Raw genomic sequence first — 1,894 nt, 5'->3', positions numbered from 1 at the left:
AACCGTAAGATTTGACCAATACTTGCTTTGTATTTCCCATAGATTATCTGACGTCAATATTTGGGTGCAAACTCAATATGATACATAGAATTCCATGCAGTATGTGCTAAACTATTATTCTGTCTCAACAAAAATCCTCCTTTAATATATTAATTAGTGGTCGGGAAACCTTATCTAATAAAACACTTTAGTAGGAGGACTATTTGTTACATCGCTCAAAACTTTACGGAACCACTAGCACAGATAATAGTTCCGTAAAGACAACAAAAAAGCAACAGTCTCGAGCACTATTGCTTTTTTGTTGTCTTAAGCTGAAAGAACTTTACGTCCTTTACGACGACGAGCTGCAAGAACACGACGTCCGTTTTTAGTTGACATACGGTGACGGAATCCGTGTTTACGTTGACGACGGATTTTACTTGGTTGATAAGTACGTTTCACGTTGAATACCTCCTGATAAATTTTCGTATTCGTTTAGCCGGCTATTTTTGATCAGTTACTAAACATACCATATTATTTTATAGTAATAGCATGCTCTTGTCAAGAAATACTTAGAGATTATTTTCACCATATCTTGAAGTACTAGAAGATTCATTAATAAAAAGAACAGACTAATAACCGTAGTAGAGGGGTTTTAAAAATCTAGTATATATCACCCCTTAGCTATTTTTGCAATTTTTTTAAGCTTTGTTTTTCGCTTTTGCTCACTCATATATTCAACACGCGCAAACTAAGTGACTTTGACTAGTTTAATGCCACAAGTTTTTTAGGATTTGATATTTTAAAACTTTGGTGTAGTCTTGCGCAAAAGGAAAAATCTTTGGTGTATTATGTGTAGCAATGATCCCCACCGTATCACCAAGTCTACCTTTTAAACCACGTCATGGTACTCACGTTCTCCTGGATAGCCTTCTCGTTAAAATTGTCGCCAATTCGTATAGATAGTTGTTCGATACCTTTTTCTCTTATCTCTCCCGATTCCAGTTGTGATTAACTTTTCCTTTAGTTTGGTAGTATGACGTCTCATTTTGACCCTGTTTTTACTTTATTAGACAGAGACTGCTTTTCATTGTCAAAAAAACTAGCCTTAAAATAGGCACTGCACCCATGAAATGAGACACAAGAAAACACTCCTGTTGAAATCTGGTAAACTAGAAACAGGAGTGTAAGAATTCTCAGAAAAGAGACGACATAGCAGACAAAATCGAACAACTCTGTATAGAAAATCACTTTATTTACGGCTATCGAACCATCACTCGCTTGCTCAAGAAAATTCATAGTCCTATCGTTAATCAGAAAAAAGTTTATCGTATCACGAAGGAGAATGGATGGCTCTGTCGAACATGTCCCAAGAAAAGTACCAAATCTAGGTAAACCTTACCATGTAACAGACAATAAGCTGGATTGTGATTTTCAGGCAGACAAGCCTATGGAGAAGCTTGTCACAGACATCACCTACCTCTACTTTGGAAACTGTAGACTTTATCTTTCTTCGATCATGGATCTCTATAATCGTGAAATTGTAGCTTATACCATCTTCAAGTGCCAAGATACGGACTTTGTACTCGACACACTTAATCAACTTGAGGCTACCTCAAGGAGTACTTTTACACAGCAACCAGGGCTCTGTCTACACCTCAAAAGCCTACTATCAGGCTTGTACGGAAAAAGGCATCACCCGTTTCATGTCCCGAAAAGGAACACCAGCAGATAATGCCTGTATCGAATGGTTCCATTCTGTTCTCAAGTCTGAAACCTTCTATCTTCATAAGTGAAGAAACTCAATTAAAGATAGTATAATAGATATTGTTAAAAATGACATCATATTTTATAATGAAACTAGAATTCAACAAAAATTAAATGACCAGTCTCCTGTAGAGTACAGAAAACTGGT

Annotated in this window: 4 protein-coding genes and 2 pseudogenes; 4 read left to right on the top strand and 2 right to left on the bottom strand. The window is 36.4% G+C overall.

The genetic code is table 11. The features are described from left to right. Window positions 1-56 precede the first annotated feature (56 nt). Together RDY04_RS09485 and rpmH are read right to left on the bottom strand one after the other, a co-directional pair. Window positions 57-128: pseudogene (locus RDY04_RS09485) on the bottom strand (IS200/IS605 family transposase); the annotation flags it as partial. A 178-nt stretch (window positions 129-306) separates the two neighbouring features. Further along, window positions 307-441 (bottom strand): 50S ribosomal protein L34, encoded by a 135-nt coding sequence (gene rpmH, locus RDY04_RS09480; RefSeq protein WP_002885866.1) that lies wholly within the window; start codon window positions 439-441, stop codon window positions 307-309. Between the two features lie 750 nt (window positions 442-1,191). On the opposite strand from rpmH, the gene RDY04_RS09670 reads away from it, so the two are divergent. The 4 genes and pseudogenes from RDY04_RS09670 to RDY04_RS09655 form a co-directional block, all read left to right on the top strand. Continuing rightward, complete coding sequence (locus RDY04_RS09670; RefSeq protein ID WP_374110380.1) at window positions 1,192-1,374, top strand: transposase; 183 nt, start codon at window positions 1,192-1,194, stop codon at window positions 1,372-1,374. After that, a pseudogene (locus tag RDY04_RS09665) lies at window positions 1,325-1,525 on the top strand (IS3 family transposase); the annotation flags it as partial. The gene RDY04_RS09670 and the pseudogene RDY04_RS09665, both read left to right, overlap by 50 nt. Window positions 1,526-1,583: 58 nt before the next feature. Next, window positions 1,584-1,775: a hypothetical protein gene (locus RDY04_RS09660; RefSeq protein ID WP_374110381.1), complete on the top strand. Its 192-nt coding sequence runs from the start codon at window positions 1,584-1,586 to the stop codon at window positions 1,773-1,775. Between the two features lie 9 nt (window positions 1,776-1,784). Further along, a partial coding sequence (locus RDY04_RS09655; protein WP_374110379.1) for an IS3 family transposase occupies window positions 1,785-1,894 on the top strand: 110 nt, incomplete at its 3' end.

Origin of the sequence: uncultured Streptococcus sp. (assembly GCF_902463925.1) — a bacterium.
Classification (GTDB): domain Bacteria; phylum Bacillota; class Bacilli; order Lactobacillales; family Streptococcaceae; genus Streptococcus.
The sequence above is the reverse complement of the archived record's forward strand: the minus strand, read 5'-3'. Positions and strand labels throughout refer to the sequence as shown.